Raw genomic sequence first — 18,318 nt, forward strand, 5'->3', positions numbered from 1 at the left:
CCGATGGACGAGAACTGGCGCCTCCGGGCGAAGTGCAGGGGCCAGGATCCCGGTCCCTGGGAGCTGGACAGCTACGGCAGTGTCCGCTCCGAGCGCCTGCAGCGGCGGGCGATCGAACTGTGCTCGGGGTGTCCGGTGACCCTCGAGTGTGCGCTGGCCGCGCGTCAGCACTCCGACACGGACGTGATCCGGTCCGGGGTGCCGATGATCTACAACAAGGGCGGCGCCGCCACCAAGACCAGCCGGGCCAAGCTGGACGCCGTCATCGCGTCCGGCGGCGACCTGAGCGTCATCGGCACGGTGAAGCCGGTCTCGCGTCCGGCACTGACCGACGAACAGAAGCTGACCCGCGCCCGGCGCCGCTACGCAGACCGACGCTGCTCGGCCTGCGGTGCCGGTCTGCGGCCGGACGGATCCGATCCCGAGTCCTGGCCGGGCCGGGAGGAGATCCGTCCGGGCCTGCGCGGCGCCTACTTCTGCAAGTCCTGCTACGAACTCGAAAGGCTTTGACATGCAAGGAATTTTCCAGGGAATGGTGTGGTCCGAGGACGGCCTGCTGGACCTGAAGCCCAGCACCGCGATCCGCGACCTGGACGGCAACTACTGGACCGTCCTGCCCGGCGGCCGGGTCGCCACCCTCGCCGGACACCGCCACGAGGGTGATGCCGTCGTCTACCCCGCCGAGGTGCTGCAGTGACCAGACTCGGCCGCGAGGCCCGGATCGTGGTCGTCGCAGTCGACACCCGCTGCGATCTCTGCCAGTTCACGATCGAGAAGGACGAAGAGGCCCTCAGGATCGTGGGCTTCCACTACTGCCTGACCTGCGCGAGGTACGCCCGATGAGAACGCGCGCCAAGCCTTACCTGCAGATCCGCTGCAAGCACAAGGAACTCGGCGCCAACCGCTGGCAGGTCAAGCTCATGAAGGCCGACGGTGAGGTCTTCTGCCATGTCGCCGCCGCCCACACCTTTGCAGGCGCCCTGCACCGCACCCACCAATTCATGAAACGGAATGGGATCTCATGATCGGATTCATCAAGCTGACCAGCCACAGGGGCAGGCCGCTGTATCTGCGTGTCGACCAGATCAACTCGGTGATCGGTGCCCCGCTCAGGGCGGACGAGACCCAGATCTCCACCCTGAATGGAGTCACCTACCACGTGAAGGAAACTCCCAAGGAGATCGAAGCGATACTGCGTCGGGCGGTCCACTCATGACCCAGGAAGCCTTCTTCGACGTCGACAGGTTCGACCCCGACGCGCTGCTCGAGGATCTGCGGGCCATGATCTGGAACGGGTACATGAGCATCCCGCGCCACAACCAGGTCGAGCTGGGGCCGTCCGAGATCGGCGACGGGTGCGCCCGCAAGCTGGCCTACCTGACCTTCGCGAAGGAACACGGCAAGCCCAACTTCGTGGACCCGCTGCCGTCCCTGACCGGCACCGCGCTGCACACCATCTTCGACGAGTTCGCTGGCCAGATGAACGAGAAGCTGGGCTGGAATCGGTGGGAGCACGAGCGGGAAGTCTTTCCTGCAGAAGGCTTCCACGGTCACTGCGACCTGTACGACCACGAGACCAAGACCGTGGTCGACTGGAAGAACCTGGGCAAGGCGTCCAGCGACAAGATGCTGAAGAACGGCCCGCGCGGCACCTACCGGGGTCAGCTCCACACATACGGACTCGGCTACGAGCGAGCCGGGTTCGAGGTGAAGAACGTCGCGATCTGTGTGATGCCGGTCGGATCCCTGCTCCGGTACTCGCACCTGTGGTCGGAGCCCTACGATCGACAGCTCGCGCTGGACACCATCGACCGCTACCACCAGATCATCGCGCTGTCCGACCAGCTCCAGGTCGTCGAGCACCCGGAACGGTTCGCGCTGATTCCGCACACCCCGTCCGAGGACTCGTGCCAGTACTGCCCGTTCAAGTCTGCCGAGCCCGGCCCCTACAACTGCCCAGGAAAGTGAAATGGACCGACCACCCCTGAATCTGGCCCGCACGGCCTGGCTCAACACCGCCAAGAACGGATGCGCCGAGCTGACCCGTATCGAGGACTTCTGCAAGCAAGTCCGCGCGATCGGGGGCCTGAACAGCACCCGCGTGGGAATCAGCAACAACGGCCTCTCGGTTGAGATCCCGTTCGACCCCTCATGAGACTCCTGGCGGCGAAAGGTCCGCCAGGCCTTAGGATCTGTGACCCCATCAGATCCATCCCCTGTGAAAGTGAGTAAGTGAATGTCTGAGTTCATCGACCCGGATCGTTTCCTCATGGGCGGCGCCAAGTCGGCGTCCTTCCCGACCGTCGGCACCGTGGTGTCGGGCGAGGTCATCAGCGCACCCGAGATCATGCAGCAGCGTGAACCCACGGGCGAGCTGAAGACCTACAAGGACGGGAACCCCATGCTGCAGATGGTGGTCTCGCTGCAGACGGACGAACGGGATCCCGAGGACCCCGAGGACGACGGCGAGCGTCGGCTGTTCATCAAGTCGAACATGAAGTCCGCCGTCTCGGCCGCCATCAAGCGTGCCGGTGCGAAGAAGCTGGAGGTCGGCGGTCGGCTGACCGTCAAGTACTACGCCGACGGCAAGCAGGAGACTCGGGGCTTCAACCCGCCCAAGCTCTACCAGGCCGAGTACGTGGCTCCTGCCGCGAACTTCCTGGCAGAGAAGACGGTCCAGCCGCAGACCGCTGCCGCTCCGGCGGCGTCTGCTGCGGCCCCGGCGGGCGGCATCGATCCGTCAGCCCTCACCCCTGAGGTGCTCGCAGCCATCGCGGCACTGCAGAAGTAGGAACGGATCCCAGCAAAGGGGCGGCGACTTCGGTTGCCGCCCCTTTGCTGTACCGCCATGCAGCACAGGCAGAAAGAGCAAGTATCCGGCCGCCACCGCGCCAGCGGTGAGGGGGCCGACATCGCATGGGAGGGAGTCCTGGCTGGCTGCCTGAAGATAGCCACCGTGGTCTTCTCCGTGACCGCCTCGATCGTCGTACTCATCTTCAGCATGCTGGCTGCGCTGATGCGACTGATCCTCTTCGTTGCCACCACCTATGTCCGCCTCCGTCAAGTTGAGACGACGCGCGACCTGATCATGTACGGACTACCTGATGCCGAACTACCAACGACTTTCCGACACGCTCGACTACATCAAGGCACACCCCGAATCCTGGAACCAGAGAACCTGGCGCTGCGAGACCGGGATGTGCTACGCCGGGACCGCCGCTGACCGCTGCCCCGCCGTGCGCTGGGCGCATCCCGCCCTGGACCAGTCTCACTTCGCCAACAGTCTGGTGATCGACGCCGACGGCGACCTGGAGACCGTGGAGACGTGGGCCACCGGCTACTTCGCGCTCACCACCGGGCAGGCCGACGAGCTGTTCTACTTCAGCAACAGCATTGCGGATCTGGAGCTGATCATCTCCCAGTACGACCCGGCCCTCACCGAGGAGCAGCGGGAGGCACTGCAGGAGCAGGTCCGCAGTACGGCCCCCTACTGGGTGGACATGGATGAGCCGATCGCCTTCGGGTGAGAGCAACTGCGACTTCTATGTCGTCGCGCCCCACATCGAGTGGGACAGCGAGGTCGACGTCACCCGGCTCATCATGCCCTGCCATCTGGACGCCGGTCATCATCCGGCGCCGCACCTGCTCGCCAACCACAGGGGCGAGCCCATCCTGTTCACATCCACCCCCGAGGAAGGGGAATGACGTTGTCCGTCATCGAGAAAATCCATGAGCTGGCCGACCTGGCCACCACCATCCAGTTCCTGCACCGCAACGCCACCTACTGGACCGGGGAGCAGTTCGTGGTGCTGTTCGTGCAGTCCCTGGACGGATACGTCCCGAAGTCCCCCACCGAGGTACTGGGCGTCGAGGATCCGGCCGACATCCGGGTGATCGACGCCCAGGTCGTGATGAGCCGGTACATCTACGTGCATGAGCTGCTGTACCAGGAGCTGGAGGGCCTGGAGGTCTTCGAGCGGCAGAGCCAGCTCATGTGGGAGGTCAACCTGTTCTTCCATGTGTTCGGCGCGTACACCGACACGGTCCGGCACCAGGTCGATCAGATCCCACGCGAGATCTGACATGGGCGCGCTGTTCAGCGTGAACCACGAGTCGGAGTGGATCGGCATGCGCTGCACAGGCTGCCGCAAGATCACCCGGTTCCGATTCCATGAGATCCGGGCAACAGAGACGGCACCGCACTGTCGGCGCTGCGACTACGACGGGTTCCGGCTCCGCTGGGACCATGCACGGAAGATTCTCGGATGACCAACCCGGCCCACATGCCGAAAGTGCCGGAGCTTCATCGCTACTGCAGCGTCTGTGGCGAGAAGCTCCCGGCAGGCAAGGTGTTCCACGTACCGCACTGCGCCGACATGCACCGTGCGGAGATCGCGGCCCGGTACGAGGAGGCCCGCGAGCAGCGTCTGGAGGAGGCCAGGGCGGGATGGACTCGCCGGATCAAACACACCCCGTAGACGAACCCGAGTTCGTCGACGACCAGTACGACGGGAACACGCTCGAGCAGTACGTGATCCCCTTCGAGATGGAGTGAGAGATGTTCGGACTGCCGGTTCCTCAGGAACTGCAGGACATGCTCGGGCGCGGCGTGGTCGCCCTCGAGCGCATGGCCGACGCCCTGGAGCGTTCGGCCGAGGCCGGTGAGCGGCTGGCCACCTCGTTCGACGAGGCGATGTTCGACGACGACGAGGATGACGACGACCCTTCAGATGGGCCGCTGCTCATCCTCGACGAGACGACCGGCCTGGTGCCGGTGCCCCGGAGGGATGCATGACCGCCCGCCGCTACTTCGACGGCGGGGACAGCGACGTCCCCTGCCCGCACTGCCTGCACCCGCTGCGGTGCATCGCCGACGACAAGTCCGGCTACGGCTACTGCGACGAGTGCCACGCCTGGCGGCACCCGGTCCACGACGGCAGGACGGCCCCCGGTGCCCGATAGCCGCAAGATCGTGGGGGCGTTCATCAAGCATGTCGCCGACGTCACCGGGCTCGACGTCAACGACATCATCGACATCCGGCTGTCGTCGGAGAGGTTCGTGGACGTGTCGTTCATCGTGACCGGCGCCGACGGCAAGCCGATCCTCACCGGTCAGCACGGCTACGCGATCGGCATCCGAACCGGCCCGATGGTCTGGGACACAGCAGATCTGGAGTAATCACACACATGGAGCGTGGCTATCGCGGCGGGGCATCGAACGAGATGCTCCGCCGCATTCGTAACGGCTGGCTGCCGCCGGTCCCCCGAACACTGCCCGGCGGGAAGCGGGCCTACGTCCGGCCCCTGTTCTACGAATACGGCTGGACCCGATCACAACTGATCGCCGTGTTCCAGACGACACCGGGCATGATAGCCCGCTACCTCTGCACACCCTGGGCCGGGATGGAGGACACCCCCGAGCCCACCGCCCCCACCGTCGTCGACGAGGGCCCCTGGAAGTCGGCCTACGAGTCGGCGGTGCGCCGGGCCGAGGCCTGGGAGGCGAAGTGGCGGGCCGACCACGAAGTCCTGGACGCCGTCTCCGAATTCGCGGAGCGGCTGTCGCATTCACACCCGGCGCGGGCCGAGAAGGTCCGCCTCATCGGAGACCAACTACTCGATATCGTCAGGAAGGACGGTGACCCGAGATGACGGACACCTTCACCCGAGAGATGTCGCTCGCGCTCGACCAGTGGGCGATGAGCTTCCAGCCCCGCAAGCCGATCACGGTCGACAAGCGCCTGTGGGCGGCTCTGGCCGACGACCGCCGCAAGTACCCGTACCGGGTGGCAGCCCGGCCACTCACCCCCGAGGTGTGCCTCGAGTGCAGGCGCCCGATGCGGTCCAAGCACACCTCCGCCAAGCAGTTCCCGGGCACCGTCATCCACAACGGCCGGGGCCTGTGCTCGAACTGCTACAACAAGTTCCGGGTCGAGCACGACACGCTCCGCATGGAGGAGATCAGCCGCACCGACTGCGCCGACTGCGGCCGGGACATGGTCGTCAACCCGGCCCATCGCAGCAAGGGTGAGGTCATCCACTGTGCGCGGGGGTTGTGCCAGACCTGCTACTCGCGGCAGAAGCGGGCCAGGGCACGCGAGCTGCGGGGCCCGGTCGCACCGAAGCGGCCGCCCGCCTGCAAGGGCTGCAACACCCCGCTCTGCTCCCGCATGGCGCTCACCCCCGGCGCGGTGCCGCACAAGGCGAAGGGTTTCTGCCGACCCTGCTACGGGCGGCTGCTGGAGCCGAAGAAGGCCCCCCGCCGCAAGCCGGAGTCGGAACTCCTGCATCGACCGATGCCGGAACGGTGCGTGCGGTGCTCGGTGCGGATGCGCCCGACCGGGGTGCTCAAGGCGGAGCGCCCGGACACCATCCGTCACCACGGTTGCGGGATCTGTGACTCCTGCTACTCGAAGACCAGGCCCCGCAAGGGCAGCACCTCGGACCGCCTGTCGCCGATCGACCGCCCCACCCGGTGCGTCGAGTGCGACCACAGGATGCGGCCCGCCAAGGCCCGCCTGCAGGACCATCCGGGCACCCTCGAGCATTCCCGTAAGGGCATGTGCGTGCGGTGCGAAGCACGACTCCGAGCCCGAGCCAAGAAGTCCACACAGAAGGAAGCAGCATGAGCGATCAACTCAAGGTCGGCGACACCGTCACCTATGTCGGCGGCACGACACGGTATGTCATCGCGCAGTTCGGGAAGAACGGCGTCATGGCCGACCTCGACTTCGCGGACGGTCACGCGCGCGGCGAGTACGCGGGAACTTCGCTCGTGTCCCACCTGCGCTACGTCGACCCGGCCCACGACCACACCAAGTCCCTGCAGGAGGCCCTCGCGTCCACCCCGGAACCGGAGCCCGAGGCCCCAGCCGAGGGCGAGACGGCCACAGAGTACGACCCGGTGAATCACCCCAAGCACTACACCTCGGATCCGTCCGGCGTGGAGTGCATACAGATCACCCGCCATCGCTCGTTCAACATCGGCAACGCCATCAAGTACCTGTGGCGGGCCGGACTCAAGGGTGACGGAGAAAAGGCCAAGCACATCGAGGATCTCGAGAAGGTGCTCTGGTATGTGCGGGATGAGATCGCCCTCCTGAAGGGGGAATACGCGGAATGACGACCTGGGTCATCCCCTGGACCCGTATCGCCAACAAGATGCGGAAGCTGTCCGGCTATGTGCCGGGCGACTACGAGGACGCCAACAAGTACGACGAGGTGGCCGACCTCGAGGACGCCTCGCTGCTCACCTCGGAGGTCCGGCCGGGCGTGCATGTGGTGGCGATCGACCTGGATCTCCCGGCGGCCCTGGTGCCGTCGACGACGCCCGGTCACTACCACCTGTACATCGACCACGAGCTGAGCTGGGAGCAGTACGAATTGCTCCTGCTGCGCCTGGCCGACGTCGGGATCGTCGAGCGGGGCTACGTCAACGCATCCATCGACCGCAAGTCGACCCATGTCCGCACCCCGTGGACAAAGAAGACCAAGGGCGACAAGGACATCGTGAAGGAGGCTGAGAGTGTCTCAGCGACAGGGTGACGACGTTACCGACCGGCTCGCGTTCTCGAGGCGGGACTACAACCCGGAGGCCAACATACGGGCTGCCATGGCCTATATACGGGAGCGGTACGGCCCGATCGGCACCGAGCCTGGGCACGGCCTGTGGCAGGACATCCCGTCCACCTGGCCCAAGCCCGAACCGAAGCTGCATCAACGCATCTGGCGGCGGCTGGTCGACTTCCTGGACTACGCCTGGATGTACGTCATGGTGGCCGTCACCCCGGACGAGGTGGACCGATGAACCTGTTCGCATGGATCTACCTGGGCATCGCCCTGACCACCTACATCTTCTGGGTGATGGCCATCGTCGACAACCGGGACAAGTTCTGGAAGATCACCCGCGACCGAAACCCGGCCCTGTTCGACGGCACACCGTCCACCACGATGGCCCTCCTGGCCGCCCTGGTCATCGTGACCATCCCGATTCCCGGGGCGCTTCTGTGGCCGATCAGCCTGCCCTACAACGTCATCAGCTACCGCCGCAAGAAGCGGAAGTGAGCGGCATCGAGCCGGTGCCCTGCCTGCCGGACTGGCAGCAGCGCATCATCGACCGGCTGGCAGACCAACTCCGCGAACGACGCGGGATCACCTACTACATCTACCGACACATGAAGGGCCACCATGAAACTCCTGACAAACGACGAGTACCGACGGCTGAAGGCCGCCGCACACGCAGGCGACCTCGCCCACCGGCAGCACGTCGAGCTGAGGAAGGCGCTGGTCACCAGCGAGGAGCAGCGTGAGCTGCAGGCCGACCGGATCAAGAATCAGCGGCGCGAGCTGCGGCGGCTCAACAAGCTGACCGTCCTGGTCAACGACCGGATCTCGCTGCTGCGGCAGGAGGTCCACCACCACAAGGATCGGTCGTCCCGGTACTACGCGCTGTGGCAGCAGGCCGAGACCGAGGCCCTGCGGCGGTCCTGGCTGGTGAGGCTGTTCGGATGAGCAGCGCAGCCCGGCAACGGGAATGGCGGCAGCGCAGGTACTCCGAGCGTGTGCCCGGGGTGAACGGCAAGCCCTTCCACCCCGACGCCCCGCACGGGCGGTTCACCGCCTACGTCAACTTCGGGTGCCGGTGCCAGGACTGTGCCGACGCCAACACCCGGGTGCAGCACCGATACCGGAAGATGAGGAAGGAAGGCATGCTGTGACGATCCACAGCCTGACCGACGAGAACTTCAAGGAGTTCCGCAACCTGTACGTCACCTGTCAGCTCAGCGACGACACCGAGATGTACACCACCGCAGGCAGAATCACCTGCTACCGCAGCTTCTCGGATGTCGCCAAGCACAAGCACGGCATCCTGGTCGACATCCGCGACACCATCTTCTTCCGGTCGATCGCAGAGGACCGGGGGCAGGCCGCCGGACCTCAGACCTGGACGATGCGGTGGATGCCCGAAGGGCGCCAGGTGGAGCTGCTGGGCGGGGTCGGGGACGGGGTCACCCGCACCGTCGGCAACCCGTTCAACGACGAGGTCACCCTCACCGACAAGCAGACCGGCCGCAAGCACCTGTACCGGATCCACGGCTGGAACGACCAGACCCGGCGCTGGGTCCACACCGAGGTCACCCAGTGAGCCCCAGCCTGCTGCTGGCCTGGGCGCTGGTCACCTGCCTCGCGATCGTCCTGTACTCGGTGGCCGTGGGCATCGCGATCGTATCCATCCACGCAGCAATGCATCTCATCAAACGATGGCTGAACAGCCAGAAGGAGAACACCACCCATGGAGATGACTGACACCGGCAGGACCGTGTTCGAGCGGACCTACAGCCGGACCAAGCCGGACGGGACCAAGGAGACCTGGCCCGAGACGGTGCGGCGGGTGGTCGACGGCAACCTGGCCCTGGTCGACGAGAGGCACCACCAGCACGGTGAGCGGGAGGCGCTGATCGAGCTGATGGAGGAGTTCAAGATCCTGCCCGGCGGCCGCCACCTGTGGGCATCGGGGGTCAAGGGGCGCCAGTACCTGTTCAACTGCCACGTGTCCGGCTGGAGCGAAAGGCTCACGGACCACTTCGAATTCACGTTCCTGCGGCTGATGGAGGGTGGCGGGGTGGGTGCCAACTACAGCAACCGCCACCTCGACCAGTATCCGTTGATCCAGCACCACCTGCAGGTCCACATCGTGTGCGACCCGGACCATGCCGACTACCCGGCCATGGAGGCGGCCGGTCTGCTGTCCGACCAGTACGACTCGGACTGGGACGGCTCGTTCGAGATCGAGGACAGCCGGGAGGGCTGGTCCGATGCCATGGTGGACCTCATCGACACCCACTACCGGCCCGACACGGTCCACTTCAAGCGGGTCTACGACGTGTCCCGTGTGCGGCCCTCGGGTGCCCGCCTGAAGACGTTCGGGGGCCGGGCCTCGGGTCCGCTGCCGCTGGCCCGGATGCTGCACGAGATCTCCGGGGTGCTCGGGGATCGGTGCGGTCAGCGACTGGACGCCATGGGCGCGATGGCCCTGGACCATGCGCTGGCGGCCTGCGTGGTGTCGGGCGGGATCCGGCGGTCGGCCCGGATGTCGATGCTGCACTGGAAGGATCCCCAGGTCTTCGAGTTCATCGACTGCAAGGCCGACGGCCATTCGTTCTGGTCGACCAACATCAGCGTGGAGGTCGACACCGAGTTCTGGACCGAGCTGATGAACGACGGGGAGCTGGGCAACAAGGCCCGCAAGGTGCTGGTACGGATCGCGAAGGGCATGGCCGCCAACGGGGAGCCCGGATTCTGGGACTCCGACATGTCCAACGTCGGCGAACCCAACCCGGTCATCTGCACCAACCCCTGCGGGGAGATCGCGCTGATGGCCTGGGAGAACTGCAATCTGGGTCACGTGAACCTGGCCGCGTTCGCCCTGCAGGGCCGCGAGCACAGCGAGCTGCGGATCGGTCAACTGGCCAGGGCCCACCGGCTCATGGCGCGGTTCCTGATCCGGGCCACCTACGGAGACGTCAACGACCACAAGCAGGCCCGCGTGCTGGACATGAACCGGCGCATCGGGCTGGGTCATCTGGGGGTCGCCAGCTACCTGGCCATGATGGGCACCCGCTACTCGGACGCCCCCAAGGTCGGCTGGTTCCGGCACCAGCTCCACTGGCTGGCCGAGGTCGTCGACAGTGAGATCTCCGAGTACTGCCACCAGCTCCGCATCCCGGTGCCGGTCAAGTCGCGGACCGTGGCACCGACCGGCACCATCGCCAAGATGCCCGGCGTGTCGGAGGGGATCCATCCGATCTTCTCGCGGTACTTCATCCGCCGGATCCGGTTCAGCATCCACGACCCGGACCAGCGGACGAGGGTCGCCGAGTACGCGCGGGACGGGTTCCTCACCGAGAACGACAACAACGCCGCCGACACGGTCATCGTGCAGATCCCCACCAAGGATCTGCTGGTGGAGCAGGTCGCGGCGATCCACGGCGAGGAGAAGGCCGAGAAGCTGGTGCAGTCGGCCGACGAGCTGACCCTGGAGGAGATGCTCGAGTTCCAGGCGATGTACCAGGAGGAGTGGGCCGACAACGCGGTGAGCTTCACCGCCAACGTCGACCCCGGCCAGTACGACCCGGTCGACATCGCCGAGACCCTGCAGCAGTTCGGGGGTCGGCTCAAGGGCGCCACCATCTTCCCCGAGAAGGGGTTCGAGCAGGCGCCCTACACACGAATCACCAAGGCCGAGTACGAGGCCGCGACACAGAAGGACGTCGGGGACGGCGTCGACGAGGCATGCTCCAGCGGAGCCTGCCCCATCCGATAGGGAGACAACATGACCGTGATCGACATGGAGCTGCTGGCCCCGAAATACACCATCCCCGAGGGCGAGGTGGGCCTGCTGTGGGCGATGGCCGCAGCAGGGAGCGGCAAGCGGGTGGCCCTCAGACTGGGCAGCCGGGAGGCCGTCAAGGAGGCCGTCCGAGACCTGGGCAGGCTCGACGGCGAGGCCTGGGGCGTCAAGCGCATCTGCCGCGCCGCAGGTTCCGAGCGGGTCGAATTCGACTCGGGCGGAATGCTGTACCTCATCGCACCCACCAAACACGGATGCCGGGGACTGAAGGTCGACTACAGCCTGGCCCCGGAGGAGACCGGACAGCGAGATGACCGAATGGCCTGACGCCTACCTGGAGGCAGGCGCCGCCGCGTCACAGCGGCGGCGCACCCAGGAGTTCGTGCCGTGCCCGTTCTGCGGGTGGGACTGGCACGGCAAGCCGCGCAAGAACAATCAGGGGGTGCTGCTGTGCGGCGGCAGCTTCGTCCCCCCACGAACCGAGAAGGACCAGTGAGCACACCAACCCCAGACATCAACTACCGGTCCATGAAGGTGGACACCGACCGCAGCGGCACCGAGGTGTGGAACGCCTCGGCCCGACTCGCGCGCGGTGGTGGCATCGTCGGCTACGGCCGGGGCGCCAGCAAGGACGAAGCCGAGCAACGGGCCCGCGAGGATCTGAATCGGAAAGTCTTCTACGACAGGGAGATCACCCGATGACCTGCACCGACGCATTCACCTGGACCGAAGTATGGCAGGGACTAGTGATCGGCGGGGTCGTGGGGGCGATCATCGGGATCGCATTCGGGATCACGTGCCTGATCGGCTACCTGATCATGGAGAGGATGTCGTGAGCAAGATCGTCCGCAACCTCGAGGAGCTGGCCGCGCTGCCGCCGGGGTCCATCATCATGGACGACAGCGGGGAGGCCTACAGGGTCAACGGGATCCTCGGCGCATATCGGTGGATGTTCGGCTTCGGCACCGAGAACGACATCGAACTGACTGCAGTCGAATACCCGGCCGTGGTGCTCTACAACCCAGAGGACGAGGAATGAAGATCATCGTTCACCAGAGCGACGGCACCGTCGACGAGCTGTGCAGCATCGGCCGCACTCAGGACCGGGTCGAGCTTCGCCTGAGCACAGACGATGTAAGCCTGCCCGAGAGCAGGCGAATCTACAACGACGACGTCGAGCTGACGATCGTCACACCGAAGGGTCGTCGGCTCCGGCTGTGCGTGCAGCGCGGGAACGACTTCCACATCTACTACCGGCACAGCGCGTCATTGAAGGCGGTGCTCAGTGACTGATCTCGAGCGACTGCTCGAGTTGGTGGAGACCGGGATCGACACAGGTCGGTTCCGGCTCACCACCCACGAGCGGGACATATTCGACGGCATCCGTCGCCGCTACCGGGAGTGGCGGCCGATCCCCGTGCTGCCGATGAGCACCGAGATGATCGAGGACAACCGCAATCCGGCCCTGGAAGAACATATCAACCGGGCATTCTGGGAGGCGATCGGCCTATGAGGTGCAACCGGATGTTCGTGTTCCTCGGCAAGTCTGGTCAGCCGCCGGTCGAGGCCCGGTGCAGGCTGGAGGCGGGCCACGGCAAGGTCCACGAAGCACGTAAACCCAAGGGCGGCATAGTGAAATGGCGCCACGACCCCGAAAGGATCCGGCCATGGCCATGATCGGACTCCCCATCCAGAAGGTCGAGACCCGTGTCGAGTGGGCGATCCGCGTGCCCACCAAGCACTTCGGAATGGACTACCGCATAGCACAATCCGAAGACGCAGCCCGCGCATCACTGGAGCTGTATCGCGACAGCGAGCGCGTCCTCAACGCCAACCCCGAGGCCCGGATCGTCCGGCGCTTCGTCGCCACCACCGAATGGGAGGAAGTCGAATGACGACCATCAAGGAAGTACTCGCCGAACTGTGGCAGGCCATCGTCGACGGGGTCGACATGATCCTGTTCGCGCTGTCCACCAACTACCAGATCGCCCAGCTTCGCACCGCCGAAGGGGTACACGCATGAGCGGCAAGCCATTCACCGCCGAGGACTATCGGGCCGCCGCCAAGGTGATCCGGGCCAACCACCCGCAGAACCATCTCGCCGACGACTTCGACCGCAGGGCCGAAGAACTCGAGAATGCGGCCCGCCCCTACTACTGGAACATCACCAGCAAGGAGATGCTGTACGACCTGGAGGGCAGGTACGGCATGCCGGAACGGCTCAAGCTCCTGGGCACCGAATACGAGAGGGTCAAGTGAAGACAGTCACCATCTGCGGATCCATGCGATTCTTCGAGAAGATGCTGAAGGTCGCAGCAGACGAAACGCTCAACGGCAGCATCGTTCTGATGCCGTTCTGTGTGGTAGCACCGGAAGACCAGAGCCTCGACTTCAAGCGGGCCCTGGACGAGCTGCACAAACGGAAGATCGACATGGCCCAGGAGGTCATCGTCGTCACCGACAGCACCGGCTATGTCGGTGACTCGACGCGCGGCGAGATCGCCTACGCCGAGGACACCTGCAAGCCGGTCAGGGTCGCGAGGGTCGCGTGAGCTTCGTCGCCTACTACCCCTGCTGCGAATGCGGCCGGATGTACGCACCGCACGTCGAGGGCTACACGGTCCTCGGCGTGCGGCCGTCCGACGTCACACTGAACCAGGACGGCACCTTCGAGATGCAGGTGGACATCACCCGCATGGCCTGCACGAGGTGCCGCCCGTGACCGACGAGATGTTCTGGTGCGGGGCCTGCGGGCGCCGGTTCGATCCCACCGAGGAAGGACTGGCGTTCGTGGCCGCCCACCTCGAGACCACCGCAGCCGGTGAGACCACCGTGCTGCATGCAGAGAATGTGAGGTGCCTGCCATGCGTGCGTTCGTCACCCGAATAGTGCAGGCGTTCTTCGACGCGTTCGTACCCGACGACCTCGACGACGACGACGACGACGACGACCGGCCGCTGTGCCGACTGACGCCCGACGAGTGCCTCCTGGTCCGCCGGGGCGGGCGGTGGGTGTGCGTCAGGGACCACGACCATGACCCGGTCGTCGTCGACATGATCCGAAAGGGGAACCTGTGAAAACGATCTTCCGAATGACGGGCCGCAACGCCCAGGGCGAGTACGTGTTCGTCCGACCGAAGGCAGTCGCTGGGGTACTCGGCTCCTACTTCGTGAACGAGACCGTCGAGATCGCCCCGGAAGCCTTCTGGGGCAAGCCGAAGCCTACCGACTGGCAGCAGGTGGCCCGCGCCGCCGGACTGGAGCTGCTGCCGTGGCAGGCCGAGGTTCTCAGGCAGTGGGAGGCGCGCGGGATGGACATGCCCATCGAGCCCGCCGGGCGGGGTGACAGGTCCACCCTGGCCGCCGTGTGGAACGAGGTCCATCGGTGAGCTACGCGGACGCCTTCGAGGGTTACTGGAATGCCGGGTGGCGGTCCATCCTGCCGCTGCCGCCGGGACGCAAGTACCCGCCACCCGACGACCGCACCGGCTACAAGGCGGTGGTGCCGTCCTATGCCGACGTCTATGCCTGGTCCGAATCCCAGCCCGGGGCCAACATCTGCCTGCGGCTGCCGGAGGGTGTGGTCGGGATCGATGTCGACGCCTATGACGGCAAGACCGGGGAGGCCACCCTGGCCCACGCCGAGCAGCTCTGGGGGACACTGCCGCCCACGGTGAGATCCACCGCCAGAGACGACGGGGTGTCCGGCATCCGGCTGTACCGGGTGCCGCCCGGCACCAGCCTGCGGACCCAGATCACCTTCCCCGACCGGGGACTGGGCGGCATCGAGGTCATCCAGTACTTCCACCGGTACGCGGTGTGCTGGCCGTCGATCCATCCCAGCGGCAGCCAGTACGTGTGGCTGAATCACCTCGGGGATGTGGCCCTCGGTCCGCCGGAGACCGACGAGAACGGGGTCTGGTCAGCGGCACCGTTCTACCCGAAGCTGGAGGAGCTGCCGGACCTGCCGTCGGCCTGGGTGGAAGGACTGGGTCAGGCCGCCGCGATCGTGGACGCCACGGCCGACGTCCAGCAGGTGCTGTCCAACCTGCGCGGGGGCAAGCCGTCGCAGGCCGTGAACGAGGCCCTGGCGGCCGCGATCAACGACCTGAGGGGTGCAGGGGCGGGCAGCCGTCATGACACCACCATGGGCCATGTGGGGCACCTGCTGCGGCTCAACGAGCGGGGCGAGCCGGGCATCGAGACGGCACGGGTGACGCTGCGCTACGCGTATGTGTCGGTGGTGGGTGTGGACCGCCCCGATGCGGGCGGCGAGTACGACCGGATGTGGACCAACCGCCGCATCCATGACCTCATCGATGCCACCCCCACGGTCACCGACGAAGACCTGTTCGAGATGGCCGGGATCACACCGGAAGAGGCCAAGAAGGTCATCGACCCGTTCGGTGAGTTCTGGTCCGCACGGGACTCGCTGCGGAAGGTGTTCCAGTTCGCCCAGTCGCAGATGGTGTCCCCGTGGTCGCTGCTGGGGGTGGTGATGTGCCGGGCCCTGGCCACGGTGCCGCCCCATGTGACGCTGCCACCGCTGGTGGGGTCGCCGGGCTCGCTGAACCTGTTCGTGGCGGTGGTCGGCAAGTCCGGTCACGGCAAGGGGGTCTCGATGGCGGCGGCCAGGACCGCGTTCCCCGGACTGGGTGGATTCGAGCCGGACGGGGTGTACGAGATCGAGGTGGGTTCGGGTGAGGGCATCCCGGCCCAGTACGTCAGGAGGGAGACCAAGGGCGAGGAACGGGGCACCCTGACCTGGATCCGCAAGTCGGTGCTGTTCACCGTGCCCGAGGTGGACATGGTGTCGGCCCAGGCCAACCGGTCCGGGTCCACGCTGCTGTCGGTGCTGAAGAAGGCATGGTCGGGTGAGTCCCTGGGCAACGCCTACCGGGACGACCAGAAGTTCCTCCCGATGCCGCCCCACTCCTACCGTCTGGGCATGGTCGTGGGGGTGCAGCCACGCAGAGCAGCAGACCTGTTTGCGGACTCCGACGGGGGCACCCCCCAGCGGTTCGTGTGGCTGCCGGTCATCGACGATGCGGTGCTGCTGGACCCGCCGGATCCCCCCGAGTATCCGCTCACCACGATGCCCGGCAACCGCTGGGCGGGGTCGATGTCGGACCGCACCATGGCACTGCCGGAGGAGGCCAAGCAGGCCATCCGGGTCCACCGCTGGAAGGTGGCCAAGGGTGACCCGTCGGTGGACCCGCTGGACGGTCATGCGTTGTACACGCGGGCCAAGGTGGCGGCCGCACTGGCGGTGCTGGAGTTCCGTGACTTCGTGAACCTGGACGACTGGGAGCTGGCCGGTGTGGTGATGGCCAAGTCCGACGAGACCCGACGGATGGTGCTGCGGGAGCTGTCGGCGGAGCGCCGCGAGAAGGTGCGCGAGATGGGTCGCGCGAAGGCCCTGGAGACGGTGGCCACCGAGGAGGCGCTCGAGGAGACGGCCGACGAACGGGTGACCGCCACCCGCGAGCGCATCGTGGAACTGGTGCGCGAGCGCGGGCCGCTGAGTGCCGGGAGGATCAAGATCGACCTCTCCCGGGCCCAGCGGAAGGTGACCGAGGAGGCCTTCGAGGGGCTGCTCGCGGGTGGTGTTCTCGAGGTGCGCGACGGGCGGTATTGCCTGCCCGAATGAGTATGGCTCGACCCCTGGCCGTATGGCTGTATGGCTGTATGGCTGTATGGCTGGGGTCCGAGCGAGAAAAAACGGTTACGGGACCGTAGGTAAGAAAGCCCTGGTCAGAGGGGTTATATTACTAAAATTTTTCATTCCCGTAGTGCGCGAGGATTTTTCTCTCGCAGGAGCAGCCATACGACCATACAGCCATACCGTAACGCTTCGTCACACATACAAGGAGAGTCATGAAGGAACTGGAACGGCGGATCGTCAAGCGCCTGCTGCGGGACGGACCGCTGCCCACGGTGGGGGACCTCTCGGAGGCGCTCGGGGTCATCCTGGGCGACCTGCAACCGGCGCTCGACCGACTGCTCAAGATCGGCATGATCGAGTACGGGATCGGCACCCCCCGGGGACCGCTGGTCTCGATCGGTGGCGATCTGATCTACCTGAGGGTGGCGCACATCGCGGCCACCCGGACCCTTGAGCATCTCGAGACCGCTGTCCTCATGGAGCACCTGAGGCACGACAACGCCGAGCCCCGTGGGTAGCCGACATCCCGGCATGTACCGCACCGCGCCCTCGGTCACCCACTGCGGGGACTGCGGGGCCCGGGTGCTGGCCTGTTGGCACGAGGGCTGGCATGAGGTGCTGGAGGATGCCGAGCTGAGTCAGGTCGGCGAGATCGCTGCCCTGATGTCCGGGCGCCGGACGTTCGAGCTGTGCGCCAAGCAGCTCTACCGGCGCACCCCGTACCGGATCCGCAACCATCCGGCTCCGGTGATCTCGGTGGTCCTCACCGAGCACGTGTGCGGGACCACGATCGAGCGGGCGCTGCGGCGCCCCGAACCCGAGGCGGCCGTCGACGAGCACGCGCCGCCACCGTTCTGAGGAGTGAAGTGACGACAACCGTGAAGTGGTGCAAGGACTGCATCGCCGAGGGGATCAACAGGATGCGCCCGGCCCCCCACCCGGGACCGAGATGTGTCACGCACCACAGGTCAGTGATCAAGGCCCGCAAGGCCAGAGCCCACGAGACCAGGGTCGGCAACACCTACGGGCTGGAGGTCGGCGAGTACGACACCCTGCACCGCGCTCAGGGTGGGGTGTGCTTCATCTGCCGACGGGCCACCGGAGCCTCGCGCAGGCTCAGCGTGGACCACGACCACCGGCTCGAGCACCTCGGTATGCGGGAGGCGGTGCGTGGGCTTTTGTGCCGCCCATGCAATGACCTTCTCGGGCACTGCCGGGACGACGTGCAGATGCTGGCCCGAGCGATCATGTACCTCAACGACCCACCGGCCAGGAGGGCGCTGAAGTGATGTGCGCGTGCGGGC

43 protein-coding genes are annotated in these 18,318 nt (G+C 66.1%); all 43 read left to right on the forward strand.

Translation table 11 applies throughout. The features are described from left to right. The first annotated feature begins 3 nt into the window (after positions 1 to 3). The 43 genes from KZJ41_RS09025 to KZJ41_RS09230 all read left to right on the forward strand — a co-directional run bounded on the left by KZJ41_RS09025 (position 4) and on the right by KZJ41_RS09230 (position 18,303). Positions 4 to 510, forward strand: a complete 507-nt coding sequence (locus KZJ41_RS09025) for a WhiB family transcriptional regulator (RefSeq protein ID WP_251550477.1) — start codon at positions 4 to 6, stop codon at positions 508 to 510. A gap of 22 nt (positions 511 to 532) precedes the next feature. Beyond that, positions 533 to 697 (forward strand): hypothetical protein, encoded by a 165-nt coding sequence (locus KZJ41_RS09030; protein WP_251550480.1) that lies wholly within the window; start codon positions 533 to 535, stop codon positions 695 to 697. Next, the gene (locus KZJ41_RS09035) at positions 694 to 843 is read left to right on the forward strand and encodes a hypothetical protein (RefSeq protein ID WP_251550482.1); all 150 of its coding nucleotides are present in this window, start codon (positions 694 to 696) and stop codon (positions 841 to 843) included. Before KZJ41_RS09030 ends, KZJ41_RS09035 begins: the two co-directional genes overlap by 4 nt. After that, positions 840 to 1,025 (forward strand): hypothetical protein, encoded by a 186-nt coding sequence (locus tag KZJ41_RS09040; RefSeq protein ID WP_251550484.1) that lies wholly within the window; start codon positions 840 to 842, stop codon positions 1,023 to 1,025. Before KZJ41_RS09035 ends, KZJ41_RS09040 begins: the two co-directional genes overlap by 4 nt. Then, a complete protein-coding gene (locus KZJ41_RS09045) occupies positions 1,022 to 1,216 on the forward strand; it encodes a flagellar FlbD family protein (protein ID WP_251550486.1) in 195 nt (64 codons plus the stop codon). Before KZJ41_RS09040 ends, KZJ41_RS09045 begins: the two co-directional genes overlap by 4 nt. Then, positions 1,213 to 1,968, forward strand: coding sequence for a PD-(D/E)XK nuclease family protein (locus KZJ41_RS09050; protein ID WP_251550488.1), 756 nt, complete (start codon positions 1,213 to 1,215; stop codon positions 1,966 to 1,968). Before KZJ41_RS09045 ends, KZJ41_RS09050 begins: the two co-directional genes overlap by 4 nt. Before the next feature lies 1 nt (position 1,969). After that, on the forward strand, positions 1,970 to 2,155 hold the full coding sequence (locus tag KZJ41_RS09055) for a hypothetical protein (protein WP_251550490.1): 186 nt from the start codon (positions 1,970 to 1,972) through the stop codon (positions 2,153 to 2,155). A gap of 81 nt (positions 2,156 to 2,236) precedes the next feature. Beyond that, on the forward strand, positions 2,237 to 2,791 hold the full coding sequence (locus KZJ41_RS09060) for a hypothetical protein (protein ID WP_251550492.1): 555 nt from the start codon (positions 2,237 to 2,239) through the stop codon (positions 2,789 to 2,791). Between the two features lie 313 nt (positions 2,792 to 3,104). After that, the gene (locus tag KZJ41_RS09065) at positions 3,105 to 3,527 is read left to right on the forward strand and encodes a hypothetical protein (RefSeq protein WP_251550494.1); all 423 of its coding nucleotides are present in this window, start codon (positions 3,105 to 3,107) and stop codon (positions 3,525 to 3,527) included. After that, on the forward strand, positions 3,505 to 3,705 hold the full coding sequence (locus KZJ41_RS09070; protein WP_251550496.1) for a hypothetical protein: 201 nt from the start codon (positions 3,505 to 3,507) through the stop codon (positions 3,703 to 3,705). The genes KZJ41_RS09065 and KZJ41_RS09070 overlap by 23 nt, the downstream gene beginning before the upstream one ends. Then, complete coding sequence (locus tag KZJ41_RS09075; protein WP_251550498.1) at positions 3,702 to 4,082, forward strand: hypothetical protein; 381 nt, start codon at positions 3,702 to 3,704, stop codon at positions 4,080 to 4,082. Before KZJ41_RS09070 ends, KZJ41_RS09075 begins: the two co-directional genes overlap by 4 nt. Before the next feature lie 476 nt (positions 4,083 to 4,558). Beyond that, entirely contained in the window at positions 4,559 to 4,795 is a 237-nt protein-coding gene (locus KZJ41_RS09080; protein WP_251550500.1) for a hypothetical protein, read from the forward strand. Further along, positions 4,792 to 4,962 (forward strand): hypothetical protein, encoded by a 171-nt coding sequence (locus KZJ41_RS09085; RefSeq protein ID WP_251550502.1) that lies wholly within the window; start codon positions 4,792 to 4,794, stop codon positions 4,960 to 4,962. The genes KZJ41_RS09080 and KZJ41_RS09085 overlap by 4 nt, the downstream gene beginning before the upstream one ends. Beyond that, a complete protein-coding gene (locus KZJ41_RS09090; protein ID WP_251550504.1) occupies positions 4,952 to 5,179 on the forward strand; it encodes a hypothetical protein in 228 nt (75 codons plus the stop codon). The genes KZJ41_RS09085 and KZJ41_RS09090 overlap by 11 nt, the downstream gene beginning before the upstream one ends. 8 nt (positions 5,180 to 5,187) lie before the next feature. Beyond that, the gene (locus KZJ41_RS09095; RefSeq protein ID WP_251550506.1) at positions 5,188 to 5,652 is read left to right on the forward strand and encodes a hypothetical protein; all 465 of its coding nucleotides are present in this window, start codon (positions 5,188 to 5,190) and stop codon (positions 5,650 to 5,652) included. Further along, entirely contained in the window at positions 5,649 to 6,629 is a 981-nt protein-coding gene (locus KZJ41_RS09100; protein ID WP_251550508.1) for a hypothetical protein, read from the forward strand. Before KZJ41_RS09095 ends, KZJ41_RS09100 begins: the two co-directional genes overlap by 4 nt. Then, entirely contained in the window at positions 6,626 to 7,123 is a 498-nt protein-coding gene (locus KZJ41_RS09105) for a DUF3310 domain-containing protein (RefSeq protein WP_251550510.1), read from the forward strand. The genes KZJ41_RS09100 and KZJ41_RS09105 overlap by 4 nt, the downstream gene beginning before the upstream one ends. Next, a complete protein-coding gene (locus tag KZJ41_RS09110) occupies positions 7,120 to 7,545 on the forward strand; it encodes a hypothetical protein (protein ID WP_251550512.1) in 426 nt (141 codons plus the stop codon). Before KZJ41_RS09105 ends, KZJ41_RS09110 begins: the two co-directional genes overlap by 4 nt. A 67-nt stretch (positions 7,546 to 7,612) precedes the next feature. Beyond that, positions 7,613 to 7,807: a hypothetical protein gene (locus KZJ41_RS09115; RefSeq protein ID WP_251550514.1), complete on the forward strand. Its 195-nt coding sequence runs from the start codon at positions 7,613 to 7,615 to the stop codon at positions 7,805 to 7,807. Beyond that, positions 7,804 to 8,064, forward strand: coding sequence for a hypothetical protein (locus KZJ41_RS09120; protein ID WP_251550516.1), 261 nt, complete (start codon positions 7,804 to 7,806; stop codon positions 8,062 to 8,064). Before KZJ41_RS09115 ends, KZJ41_RS09120 begins: the two co-directional genes overlap by 4 nt. Positions 8,065 to 8,187: 123 nt before the next feature. After that, complete coding sequence (locus KZJ41_RS09125) at positions 8,188 to 8,511, forward strand: hypothetical protein (RefSeq protein ID WP_251550519.1); 324 nt, start codon at positions 8,188 to 8,190, stop codon at positions 8,509 to 8,511. After that, complete coding sequence (locus KZJ41_RS09130) at positions 8,508 to 8,717, forward strand: hypothetical protein (RefSeq protein ID WP_251550521.1); 210 nt, start codon at positions 8,508 to 8,510, stop codon at positions 8,715 to 8,717. Before KZJ41_RS09125 ends, KZJ41_RS09130 begins: the two co-directional genes overlap by 4 nt. Then, a complete protein-coding gene (locus KZJ41_RS09135) occupies positions 8,714 to 9,145 on the forward strand; it encodes a hypothetical protein (protein WP_251550523.1) in 432 nt (143 codons plus the stop codon). The genes KZJ41_RS09130 and KZJ41_RS09135 overlap by 4 nt, the downstream gene beginning before the upstream one ends. Beyond that, positions 9,142 to 9,306 (forward strand): hypothetical protein, encoded by a 165-nt coding sequence (locus tag KZJ41_RS09140; RefSeq protein WP_251550525.1) that lies wholly within the window; start codon positions 9,142 to 9,144, stop codon positions 9,304 to 9,306. Before KZJ41_RS09135 ends, KZJ41_RS09140 begins: the two co-directional genes overlap by 4 nt. Further along, complete coding sequence (nrdJ, locus tag KZJ41_RS09145; protein WP_251550527.1) at positions 9,293 to 11,323, forward strand: ribonucleoside-triphosphate reductase, adenosylcobalamin-dependent; 2,031 nt, start codon at positions 9,293 to 9,295, stop codon at positions 11,321 to 11,323. Before KZJ41_RS09140 ends, nrdJ begins: the two co-directional genes overlap by 14 nt. A gap of 9 nt (positions 11,324 to 11,332) precedes the next feature. Further along, complete coding sequence (locus KZJ41_RS09150) at positions 11,333 to 11,677, forward strand: hypothetical protein (protein WP_251550528.1); 345 nt, start codon at positions 11,333 to 11,335, stop codon at positions 11,675 to 11,677. Beyond that, entirely contained in the window at positions 11,661 to 11,846 is a 186-nt protein-coding gene (locus tag KZJ41_RS09155; RefSeq protein ID WP_251550529.1) for a hypothetical protein, read from the forward strand. Before KZJ41_RS09150 ends, KZJ41_RS09155 begins: the two co-directional genes overlap by 17 nt. Then, positions 11,843 to 12,052, forward strand: coding sequence for a putative dsRNA-binding protein (locus KZJ41_RS09160; protein WP_251550530.1), 210 nt, complete (start codon positions 11,843 to 11,845; stop codon positions 12,050 to 12,052). The genes KZJ41_RS09155 and KZJ41_RS09160 overlap by 4 nt, the downstream gene beginning before the upstream one ends. After that, positions 12,049 to 12,186: a hypothetical protein gene (locus KZJ41_RS09165; protein ID WP_251550544.1), complete on the forward strand. Its 138-nt coding sequence runs from the start codon at positions 12,049 to 12,051 to the stop codon at positions 12,184 to 12,186. The genes KZJ41_RS09160 and KZJ41_RS09165 overlap by 4 nt, the downstream gene beginning before the upstream one ends. Continuing rightward, positions 12,183 to 12,389 (forward strand): hypothetical protein, encoded by a 207-nt coding sequence (locus KZJ41_RS09170; RefSeq protein ID WP_251550547.1) that lies wholly within the window; start codon positions 12,183 to 12,185, stop codon positions 12,387 to 12,389. The genes KZJ41_RS09165 and KZJ41_RS09170 overlap by 4 nt, the downstream gene beginning before the upstream one ends. Further along, positions 12,386 to 12,643 (forward strand): hypothetical protein, encoded by a 258-nt coding sequence (locus KZJ41_RS09175; RefSeq protein WP_251550549.1) that lies wholly within the window; start codon positions 12,386 to 12,388, stop codon positions 12,641 to 12,643. Before KZJ41_RS09170 ends, KZJ41_RS09175 begins: the two co-directional genes overlap by 4 nt. Next, a complete protein-coding gene (locus tag KZJ41_RS09180; protein ID WP_251550552.1) occupies positions 12,636 to 12,863 on the forward strand; it encodes a hypothetical protein in 228 nt (75 codons plus the stop codon). Before KZJ41_RS09175 ends, KZJ41_RS09180 begins: the two co-directional genes overlap by 8 nt. A 154-nt stretch (positions 12,864 to 13,017) precedes the next feature. Further along, positions 13,018 to 13,245: a hypothetical protein gene (locus KZJ41_RS09185; protein ID WP_251550554.1), complete on the forward strand. Its 228-nt coding sequence runs from the start codon at positions 13,018 to 13,020 to the stop codon at positions 13,243 to 13,245. Then, entirely contained in the window at positions 13,242 to 13,373 is a 132-nt protein-coding gene (locus KZJ41_RS28435) for a hypothetical protein (RefSeq protein ID WP_256997139.1), read from the forward strand. Before KZJ41_RS09185 ends, KZJ41_RS28435 begins: the two co-directional genes overlap by 4 nt. Continuing rightward, positions 13,370 to 13,609, forward strand: coding sequence for a hypothetical protein (locus tag KZJ41_RS09190; protein WP_251550556.1), 240 nt, complete (start codon positions 13,370 to 13,372; stop codon positions 13,607 to 13,609). The genes KZJ41_RS28435 and KZJ41_RS09190 overlap by 4 nt, the downstream gene beginning before the upstream one ends. A 23-nt stretch (positions 13,610 to 13,632) precedes the next feature. Further along, a complete protein-coding gene (locus KZJ41_RS09195; protein WP_251550558.1) occupies positions 13,633 to 13,902 on the forward strand; it encodes a hypothetical protein in 270 nt (89 codons plus the stop codon). Next, entirely contained in the window at positions 13,899 to 14,072 is a 174-nt protein-coding gene (locus KZJ41_RS09200) for a hypothetical protein (protein ID WP_251550560.1), read from the forward strand. The genes KZJ41_RS09195 and KZJ41_RS09200 overlap by 4 nt, the downstream gene beginning before the upstream one ends. Positions 14,073 to 14,214: 142 nt before the next feature. Further along, a complete protein-coding gene (locus KZJ41_RS09205) occupies positions 14,215 to 14,427 on the forward strand; it encodes a hypothetical protein (protein WP_251550563.1) in 213 nt (70 codons plus the stop codon). 14 nt (positions 14,428 to 14,441) lie between these two features. Further along, a complete protein-coding gene (locus KZJ41_RS09210) occupies positions 14,442 to 14,738 on the forward strand; it encodes a hypothetical protein (protein ID WP_251550565.1) in 297 nt (98 codons plus the stop codon). Then, a complete protein-coding gene (locus tag KZJ41_RS09215) occupies positions 14,735 to 16,999 on the forward strand; it encodes a bifunctional DNA primase/polymerase (protein ID WP_251550567.1) in 2,265 nt (754 codons plus the stop codon). The genes KZJ41_RS09210 and KZJ41_RS09215 overlap by 4 nt, the downstream gene beginning before the upstream one ends. A 227-nt stretch (positions 17,000 to 17,226) precedes the next feature. Beyond that, entirely contained in the window at positions 17,227 to 17,532 is a 306-nt protein-coding gene (locus tag KZJ41_RS09220; protein WP_251550568.1) for a hypothetical protein, read from the forward strand. Further along, complete coding sequence (locus KZJ41_RS09225) at positions 17,525 to 17,872, forward strand: hypothetical protein (RefSeq protein WP_251550571.1); 348 nt, start codon at positions 17,525 to 17,527, stop codon at positions 17,870 to 17,872. Before KZJ41_RS09220 ends, KZJ41_RS09225 begins: the two co-directional genes overlap by 8 nt. Before the next feature lie 8 nt (positions 17,873 to 17,880). Beyond that, positions 17,881 to 18,303, forward strand: coding sequence for an endonuclease VII domain-containing protein (locus tag KZJ41_RS09230; protein WP_251550573.1), 423 nt, complete (start codon positions 17,881 to 17,883; stop codon positions 18,301 to 18,303). The last annotated feature ends 15 nt before the right edge of the window (positions 18,304 to 18,318 follow it).

Origin of the sequence: Rhodococcus sp. 11-3, assembly GCF_023704055.1 — a bacterium.
GTDB classification, from domain to species: domain Bacteria; phylum Actinomycetota; class Actinomycetes; order Mycobacteriales; family Mycobacteriaceae; genus Rhodococcus; species Rhodococcus aetherivorans.

Coding starts and splice junctions, on each gene's coding strand:
- KZJ41_RS09220 (WP_251550568.1), top strand. CDS start 17,227: ATGAAGGAACTGGAACGGCGGATCGTCAAGCGCCTGCTGCGGGACGGA.
- KZJ41_RS09045 (WP_251550486.1), top strand. CDS start 1,022: ATGATCGGATTCATCAAGCTGACCAGCCACAGGGGCAGGCCGCTGTAT.
- KZJ41_RS28435 (WP_256997139.1), top strand. CDS start 13,242: ATGACGACCATCAAGGAAGTACTCGCCGAACTGTGGCAGGCCATCGTC.
- KZJ41_RS09130 (WP_251550521.1), top strand. CDS start 8,508: ATGAGCAGCGCAGCCCGGCAACGGGAATGGCGGCAGCGCAGGTACTCC.
- KZJ41_RS09050 (WP_251550488.1), top strand. CDS start 1,213: ATGACCCAGGAAGCCTTCTTCGACGTCGACAGGTTCGACCCCGACGCG.
- KZJ41_RS09165 (WP_251550544.1), top strand. CDS start 12,049: ATGACCTGCACCGACGCATTCACCTGGACCGAAGTATGGCAGGGACTA.
- KZJ41_RS09195 (WP_251550558.1), top strand. CDS start 13,633: ATGCGATTCTTCGAGAAGATGCTGAAGGTCGCAGCAGACGAAACGCTC.
- nrdJ (WP_251550527.1), top strand. CDS start 9,293: ATGGAGATGACTGACACCGGCAGGACCGTGTTCGAGCGGACCTACAGC.
- KZJ41_RS09120 (WP_251550516.1), top strand. CDS start 7,804: ATGAACCTGTTCGCATGGATCTACCTGGGCATCGCCCTGACCACCTAC.
- KZJ41_RS09210 (WP_251550565.1), top strand. CDS start 14,442: ATGACGGGCCGCAACGCCCAGGGCGAGTACGTGTTCGTCCGACCGAAG.
- KZJ41_RS09055 (WP_251550490.1), top strand. CDS start 1,970: ATGGACCGACCACCCCTGAATCTGGCCCGCACGGCCTGGCTCAACACC.
- KZJ41_RS09070 (WP_251550496.1), top strand. CDS start 3,505: ATGAGCCGATCGCCTTCGGGTGAGAGCAACTGCGACTTCTATGTCGTC.
- KZJ41_RS09095 (WP_251550506.1), top strand. CDS start 5,188: ATGGAGCGTGGCTATCGCGGCGGGGCATCGAACGAGATGCTCCGCCGC.
- KZJ41_RS09060 (WP_251550492.1), top strand. CDS start 2,237: ATGTCTGAGTTCATCGACCCGGATCGTTTCCTCATGGGCGGCGCCAAG.
- KZJ41_RS09110 (WP_251550512.1), top strand. CDS start 7,120: ATGACGACCTGGGTCATCCCCTGGACCCGTATCGCCAACAAGATGCGG.
- KZJ41_RS09155 (WP_251550529.1), top strand. CDS start 11,661: ATGACCGAATGGCCTGACGCCTACCTGGAGGCAGGCGCCGCCGCGTCA.
- KZJ41_RS09075 (WP_251550498.1), top strand. CDS start 3,702: ATGACGTTGTCCGTCATCGAGAAAATCCATGAGCTGGCCGACCTGGCC.
- KZJ41_RS09065 (WP_251550494.1), top strand. CDS start 3,105: ATGCCGAACTACCAACGACTTTCCGACACGCTCGACTACATCAAGGCA.
- KZJ41_RS09030 (WP_251550480.1), top strand. CDS start 533: ATGGTGTGGTCCGAGGACGGCCTGCTGGACCTGAAGCCCAGCACCGCG.
- KZJ41_RS09040 (WP_251550484.1), top strand. CDS start 840: ATGAGAACGCGCGCCAAGCCTTACCTGCAGATCCGCTGCAAGCACAAG.
- KZJ41_RS09105 (WP_251550510.1), top strand. CDS start 6,626: ATGAGCGATCAACTCAAGGTCGGCGACACCGTCACCTATGTCGGCGGC.
- KZJ41_RS09125 (WP_251550519.1), top strand. CDS start 8,188: ATGAAACTCCTGACAAACGACGAGTACCGACGGCTGAAGGCCGCCGCA.
- KZJ41_RS09100 (WP_251550508.1), top strand. CDS start 5,649: ATGACGGACACCTTCACCCGAGAGATGTCGCTCGCGCTCGACCAGTGG.
- KZJ41_RS09185 (WP_251550554.1), top strand. CDS start 13,018: ATGGCCATGATCGGACTCCCCATCCAGAAGGTCGAGACCCGTGTCGAG.
- KZJ41_RS09025 (WP_251550477.1), top strand. CDS start 4: ATGGACGAGAACTGGCGCCTCCGGGCGAAGTGCAGGGGCCAGGATCCC.
- KZJ41_RS09080 (WP_251550500.1), top strand. CDS start 4,559: ATGTTCGGACTGCCGGTTCCTCAGGAACTGCAGGACATGCTCGGGCGC.
- KZJ41_RS09190 (WP_251550556.1), top strand. CDS start 13,370: ATGAGCGGCAAGCCATTCACCGCCGAGGACTATCGGGCCGCCGCCAAG.
- KZJ41_RS09175 (WP_251550549.1), top strand. CDS start 12,386: ATGAAGATCATCGTTCACCAGAGCGACGGCACCGTCGACGAGCTGTGC.
- KZJ41_RS09205 (WP_251550563.1), top strand. CDS start 14,215: ATGCGTGCGTTCGTCACCCGAATAGTGCAGGCGTTCTTCGACGCGTTC.
- KZJ41_RS09085 (WP_251550502.1), top strand. CDS start 4,792: ATGACCGCCCGCCGCTACTTCGACGGCGGGGACAGCGACGTCCCCTGC.
- KZJ41_RS09150 (WP_251550528.1), top strand. CDS start 11,333: ATGACCGTGATCGACATGGAGCTGCTGGCCCCGAAATACACCATCCCC.
- KZJ41_RS09115 (WP_251550514.1), top strand. CDS start 7,613: ATGGCCTATATACGGGAGCGGTACGGCCCGATCGGCACCGAGCCTGGG.